The organism is Pseudonocardia cypriaca, assembly GCF_006717045.1.
Lineage (GTDB): Bacteria > Actinomycetota > Actinomycetes > Mycobacteriales > Pseudonocardiaceae > Pseudonocardia > Pseudonocardia cypriaca.
This window is the reverse complement of record NZ_VFPH01000003.1, coordinates 468,076-473,290: the sequence shown is the minus strand read 5'-3', so window position 1 is coordinate 473,290 and position 5,215 is coordinate 468,076. Positions and strand designations below refer to the sequence as shown.

Annotated in this window: 8 protein-coding genes; 3 read left to right on the top strand and 5 right to left on the bottom strand. The window is 71.9% G+C overall.

Annotated features, from left to right (window positions below):
* Positions 1 to 135: 135 nt before the first annotated feature.
* Positions 136 to 789 carry an AAA family ATPase gene (locus FB388_RS34300; RefSeq protein ID WP_142106835.1) on the top strand — a complete coding sequence of 218 codons (654 nt, stop codon included), beginning with the start codon at positions 136 to 138 and terminating at the stop codon, positions 787 to 789.
* A gap of 27 nt (positions 790 to 816) precedes the next feature.
* On the opposite strand, the gene FB388_RS34295 is transcribed toward FB388_RS34300, so the two are convergent.
* The 4 genes from FB388_RS34295 to FB388_RS34280 all read right to left on the bottom strand — a co-directional run bounded on the left by FB388_RS34295 (position 817) and on the right by FB388_RS34280 (position 3,366).
* Entirely contained in the window at positions 817 to 1,476 is a 660-nt protein-coding gene (locus tag FB388_RS34295) for an alpha-ketoglutarate-dependent dioxygenase AlkB family protein (protein ID WP_142106834.1), read from the bottom strand.
* Between the two features lie 39 nt (positions 1,477 to 1,515).
* Positions 1,516 to 1,803 (bottom strand): hypothetical protein, encoded by a 288-nt coding sequence (locus FB388_RS34290; RefSeq protein ID WP_142106833.1) that lies wholly within the window; start codon positions 1,801 to 1,803, stop codon positions 1,516 to 1,518.
* A gap of 133 nt (positions 1,804 to 1,936) precedes the next feature.
* Positions 1,937 to 2,530, bottom strand: a complete 594-nt coding sequence (locus tag FB388_RS34285) for a hypothetical protein (RefSeq protein ID WP_142106832.1) — start codon at positions 2,528 to 2,530, stop codon at positions 1,937 to 1,939.
* A 137-nt stretch (positions 2,531 to 2,667) separates the two neighbouring features.
* Positions 2,668 to 3,366, bottom strand: coding sequence for a 2OG-Fe(II) oxygenase (locus FB388_RS34280; RefSeq protein WP_142106831.1), 699 nt, complete (start codon positions 3,364 to 3,366; stop codon positions 2,668 to 2,670).
* Positions 3,367 to 3,431: 65 nt separating this feature from the next.
* Between FB388_RS34280 and FB388_RS34275 the strand changes: the two genes are divergently transcribed.
* Together FB388_RS34275 and FB388_RS34270 are read left to right on the top strand one after the other, a co-directional pair.
* Positions 3,432 to 4,436 carry a P1 family peptidase gene (locus tag FB388_RS34275; protein ID WP_142106830.1) on the top strand — a complete coding sequence of 335 codons (1,005 nt, stop codon included), beginning with the start codon at positions 3,432 to 3,434 and terminating at the stop codon, positions 4,434 to 4,436.
* Positions 4,437 to 4,563: 127 nt separating this feature from the next.
* Positions 4,564 to 4,947, top strand: a complete 384-nt coding sequence (locus FB388_RS34270) for a DUF1761 domain-containing protein (RefSeq protein WP_170225968.1) — start codon at positions 4,564 to 4,566, stop codon at positions 4,945 to 4,947.
* A gap of 4 nt (positions 4,948 to 4,951) precedes the next feature.
* On the opposite strand, the gene FB388_RS34265 is transcribed toward FB388_RS34270, so the two are convergent.
* Complete coding sequence (locus tag FB388_RS34265; protein WP_142106829.1) at positions 4,952 to 5,215, bottom strand: MoaD/ThiS family protein; 264 nt, start codon at positions 5,213 to 5,215, stop codon at positions 4,952 to 4,954.

The following is a 5,215-nucleotide window of genomic DNA, read 5'->3' as shown; positions in this document are numbered from 1 at the left end:
TCGTCATCCGGCCGCTCGGAGCAATGGCCGCATGGACGGCAGAATCGGATCGAGCGGGGTGAGGAGTCGAACCGATGACCGAACCGGGGGTGCGGGTGCCGCGGCACGGGGAGGCCGTCCGAGAGGCCCGCCGCCATGGCTGACCCGCCGGGCGCGGTGCGTCGCTACCTCCACTCGCGGAAGAACATCGCAGGGATGGCGGGCGCGCTGGCCGGCGTCGGGCTGCACCTCGCCGGGGTGGTCGGTGACGTCTGGCCGGTCGTCGCGATCGGGCTCTACGCGGTGGGTGCGCTGGTCGCGCCGCCCGATCCCGTCGAGGAGCCGATTGCGGAGCCGAGCCTGGTCGACGTCCTGCGTACCGAGGTCGAAGCGCAGCTCACGCGGGTCGAACTGCAGCGCGACGAGCTGCCGGTCGGCGCGGAGCCCGCCGTGCGCCGGATCGCGCGGACGGTCCGGCTGGTGCTGGACCGGCTCGACCAGGTGGCCGACCGGGAGACCGACCGGCTCGTGGCGCCCGAGCGGCTGGCCGACGTCGCCGAGATCGTGCGGGTCGACCTGTCGGAGTGCCTCGACGCCTACTTCGGGCGGGCGCCGTCGATGCCGCCGGACACCGCGGCGCGGGAGCTCGCCGCGCAGCTGGAGATGATCGGCGCCCGGGTCGACCGGCTCGAGGCGCAGGTCCCCGACGTCCACGCGCGGCGAGCCGAGGACCTGACTCGCGACATGCGCCGCCGGTACGGCAGCACTCGGCGACCACCGGGCAACGGCAGTTGTGGCGGCAGCCGATGACCAACTCGGCTGACGGCGTTGCTTCGATCAGCCGAGGCCGGAGACGCGGAGTGTGATGTTGAGGCGGCCGTCGACCAGGCCCGTATCGGGTATGTCGAGGGCGGGGAGCAGCTTCGGCACGCCGTGGTAGGCGAGTCGGCTCTCGTCGCCGAAGACGACCAGGTCGCCGGAGTGCAGCTCGACGTCGGTCCACGGCCGGCCGCGGTTCTCCGTGTTGCCCAGCCGGAACACGCACGGCGCCCCGATGCTGAACGACACCACCGGGTCGGGCGAGTGTTCGTCGTTGTCGCGGTGCAGGCCCATCCGGGCTTCGGCCGTGTAGTGGTTGATCAAGGCGATGTCCGGGCGGTACGCGCGGGCCCGGTCGGCGTCGCCGTACGCCTCGGCGAGCGCCTCGCGGCCCAGGTCGCCGAGCCATTCCGGGAACGGGGCCACCGGCGACCCGTCCTGGTCGTCCCGCGTGCGGGAGTACCGGTAGGGGTACCAGTGCCAGCCGAGGCACACGCTGCGCACGGACATCTGCCCACCGTTCGGCAGCACCGCGGCGCGGATCCCCGGGCCCTCGCTCGCCCACTCCCGGCAGGCCAGCACGAGCATGCGCTGCCGGTCGAGGTCCAGCCAGTCCGGCACGTGCACCGCGCCGGGCGCGAGCACGCGCCGTTCGCGCGGGACGAGCCCGAGCGACATGTTCCCTCCTCCGCACTCGCGGAGCCGATCCGTGCTCTGTTACTCCGCCCAGAGCTGACCCTCGGAGATGAAGATCCGCCTCCGCGGGTGCTCCTCCTTGGACATGCTCTCGTACAGGTGCACGAGCATGAGTTTGATACCCGCCTCTGGCTCCGGATCGTCCGGCCAGACCGAGCGAGCGTTGCGCCCTGTGGCTCGGACGGCGTCGTCGAAGTCCTTCTCGGTGAAATCGAGGAGGAGGGGCGGGTCGAACTGGTCGTCGTGGTACTGCACGAGGTGGCGACGACTGCGATCGTCGGGCCCGGTGAACACTGCGTGGTCGCTCACCTCGACTGCTTTCAAGAAGCGGTCCAGATAGGAGTCGCTCATCGTGAGTCCTTGTCGACGTTACAGGGCTGCGACGTGCAGACTCCGCGAGTCTACGCTTTCACGCTGCACATCGTCTCCGGGACCGCTCGTGTCACCCTCGACACTGGGCCCCGGCGGGGAAGGCGGTGATGATGACGCCGTCCTGCCCGCGCAGGACCACGTTGGGGTAGGTGACGTTGACGATCGCGCCGGTCACCTTGTTGACCAGATAGATCTCCCGGGAGTAGCAAAATGTGTTGTTGACTGCCCGAAAGGCGACTGTCTGCGGGTTCTTGAGTGCCTCGGCGATTGCGTAGTCGGCAACCTCTCGCCAGTTCTCGGAGGTCTTGATGCTCTTCTCGTTCCATTCCACGTAGTGTCTGTTGACGATGTGGTAGTAGCCATATGCGTCGTTCCCGCAGACCAGCTGGCTGGTGCCGCCCGGCATGGTTGCCGCGGGAGCTACTCCTGGGCCGCGCTGAAATGTTCTGACGACGCGATGCTCGGCCGCCTCGCGGCCGTTGTTGGGACATGGAACCCACAGCGTGGGCTCCGGCTTCTGTCCTTGGCCGGCGCTGACCAGGATCGGTGCGTACTCGATGACGGCAGGTCCCGCTCCTCCGGCGCTGAGCAGAGCTGCCGCGATCACGATGATCCAGAAAGTGCGGGTTCGGCGGATCTCCTCGTCGCGAGAGGCGCAGGGCATGGCAAGACCTCGTTCGGGCGCGGTTGAGCGGCTCGGCACAGGCCGGGCGAGACCACGTAGATCGGGTCTACGTTGCGCTCAAGCTAGCTCGAACGATCTCGTCGCCGTGGCGGTTTCGAGGAACTCGTCAGCCACGATCATCGCGCGTTGTGGAAGATGATCCCCAGCACGTGCCGGCTCCCGCTGTGCACGGCGCTCACCCCGTGCCGCATCTGCACCCGGTGGAACCCGCGGGATCCGTGCCGCGGCCGGTGGTGCACGGGGAACACCACGGCCTCGCCCTGTCGCGGCCGCAGCACGATCGGCCGGGACTGCTGGCGGGGCCGCTGCTCGACGAACACGCTCTCGCCGCCGGTGAAGTCCTCGTCGGGGCGGCTCAGCATCACGAGGAACTGCAGCGGGAACGTCAGGTCGCCGTAGACGTCCTGGTGCAGGCAGTTGTAGCCGCCGGGTCCGTACCTCAGCACGAGCGGCGTGGGCCGGTGCTGCCCGGCAGCGGCGCACTCGGCCAGCAGCGCGTCCAGCTCGGTCGGGAACGTCCGCTCGCCCAGCCGTTCCGCCCAGGTGTTGGCGATCTCGGCCAGCGGCGGGTAGAGCTGCTCGCGCAGCTCCTGGACCAGCGGCGGGAGCGGGTCGGCGAAGTAGCGGTAGCTGCCCTCCCCGAACGCGTGCCGGGCCATCACCACGGTGCTGCGGAACCGCTCGTCCTCGTCGAACATCGCGATCACGTCCGCGCACTGCTCCGGGGTGAGCAGCGCCTGAGTGCTCGCGACGCCGTCGGTGTCGAGGCGCTCCTGCAGGGCGGGGACGTCCAGTCGGTCCAGCACAGCGGTCATGACTCCACCCTCGCCGAGGTTCCGCGTGTCCGCTGGCGGGAATCGGCCAGAGGGATGATGACCGGATGCGCCCCGGACCGCACAACGCCCTGACCGACGTCCCCGGCCTGCGCGTCGGTCACGCCTCGCTCGACGGGCCCGGTGCGCTGACCGGTACGACGGTCGTGCTGGCGCCCGATGGTGGGGCGGTGGCCGGCGCGGACGTGCGTGGCGCGGCGCCCGGCACCCGCGAGACCGACCTGCTGCACCCGGGCGCCACCGTGCAGCGGGTGCACGCGGTGGTGCTCTCCGGCGGCAGCGCGTACGGGCTGGCCGCCGCGGGCGGGGTGATGGCTCGGCTGGAGGCGGCGGGCATCGGGTTCCCCGTGCCGGGCGGTGTGGTGCCGATCGTGCCCGGCGCCGTCGTGTTCGACCTCGGCCGCGGCGGCGACTTCACCGCCCGTCCCGACGCGGCCACCGGCGCCGCGGCCTACGACGCGGCGAGCGCCGGACCCGTGCTGCAGGGTGTGGTCGGGGCCGGTGCGGGCGCGCTCGCTGGTGGGCTCAAGGGTGGGATCGGCACGGCCAGCGCGGTGCTCGACGGGGGAGCGGTCGTGGCCGCGCTCGTGGTTGCGAACGCGGCGGGCTCGCCCGTCGACCCGAGCACCGGCGAGCTGCTCGGGGCGCGAGCCGGCCTGCCCGGGGAGTTCCCGCGGTTCGAGGTCGGGGCCGCCGCGGCGGCTGAGATGCGCGACGCGCGGCTGGCACCCACCCTCGGCACGGCCACCACGCTCGCCGTCGTGGCCACGGACGTCACGCTCGACAAGGCCGGGTGCGGGCGGCTGGCGACGATGGGCCACGACGGGCTCGCCCGCGCCGTGGCGCCCGCCCACACCGCGACCGACGGGGACGCGGTCTTCGGGCTGTCCACCGCTACCCGCCCCGCTCCGGACCTGCCCGGCCTCGTCGCGCTGCACACCGCGGCCGCCGACGTCGTCAGCCGGGCGATCGCGCACGCGATGCTGGCAGCGGAGACGGCGACGACCCCGGCCGGCACCTGGCGCAGCTACCGCCACATCGTCGAGTCCTGACGGACGGATCGGTCATCAGGTCGAGGTGATCGCGAGCACATCCTCGCGCCGGAGCGCGGATGTCGAAAGCGCCGGCCCGGGTTCGACGTCCCGGTCGAGAACACCCTCCGACCGGAAGAAGGCAGTCGTGAACATCCTCGCCGTCGTCGTGTCCGCCGCCGTCACACTCCTGGTGAGCGGCGCCTACTACGCCGCGCTCGGATCGCGGCTCGCGCAGCTCTCACCCGCCTACGCCGGGCCACGCCGACCCGCACCCGTCACCGCGGTGGTCGAGCTGGTGCGGGGCGGGATCGTGGCGGCCGCGATCGCGTTCCTCGTCGCGGGCCTCGGGATCGGCGGGCTCGGACAGGCGGTGGGGCTCGCGCTCGTGCTCTGGTTCGCGTTCCCGGCCGTCCTGCTGGCCGGGTCGGTGTTCCACGAGCGGGTGCCCGTGGCCCTCGCCACGATCCACGCCGGTGACTGGCTGCTGAAGCTCGTCCTGATCACCGGCATCGTCACGATCTGGTCCTGAGGGTTCAGCCTCCGGCGAAGGGCGGCAGGACGTCGAGCGTGGCGCCCGCCGGCACCACGGCGGAGCGGTCGCGGACGGCGACCTCGTCGAGCAGGAAGCTGCAGCGGTCGAGCACCCGGCCCAGCTCGGCGCCGTGGCGTTCACGGATGGCGCGGATCGCGTCGTCCACCGTGCCGGACACGTCGATCGGCTCGGTCTCCACGCCCGCGGCCGCGCGGGCCGCCGCGAAGTAGCGGACCGTGATGGTGACGGTCGTGGCGGTCGTCAT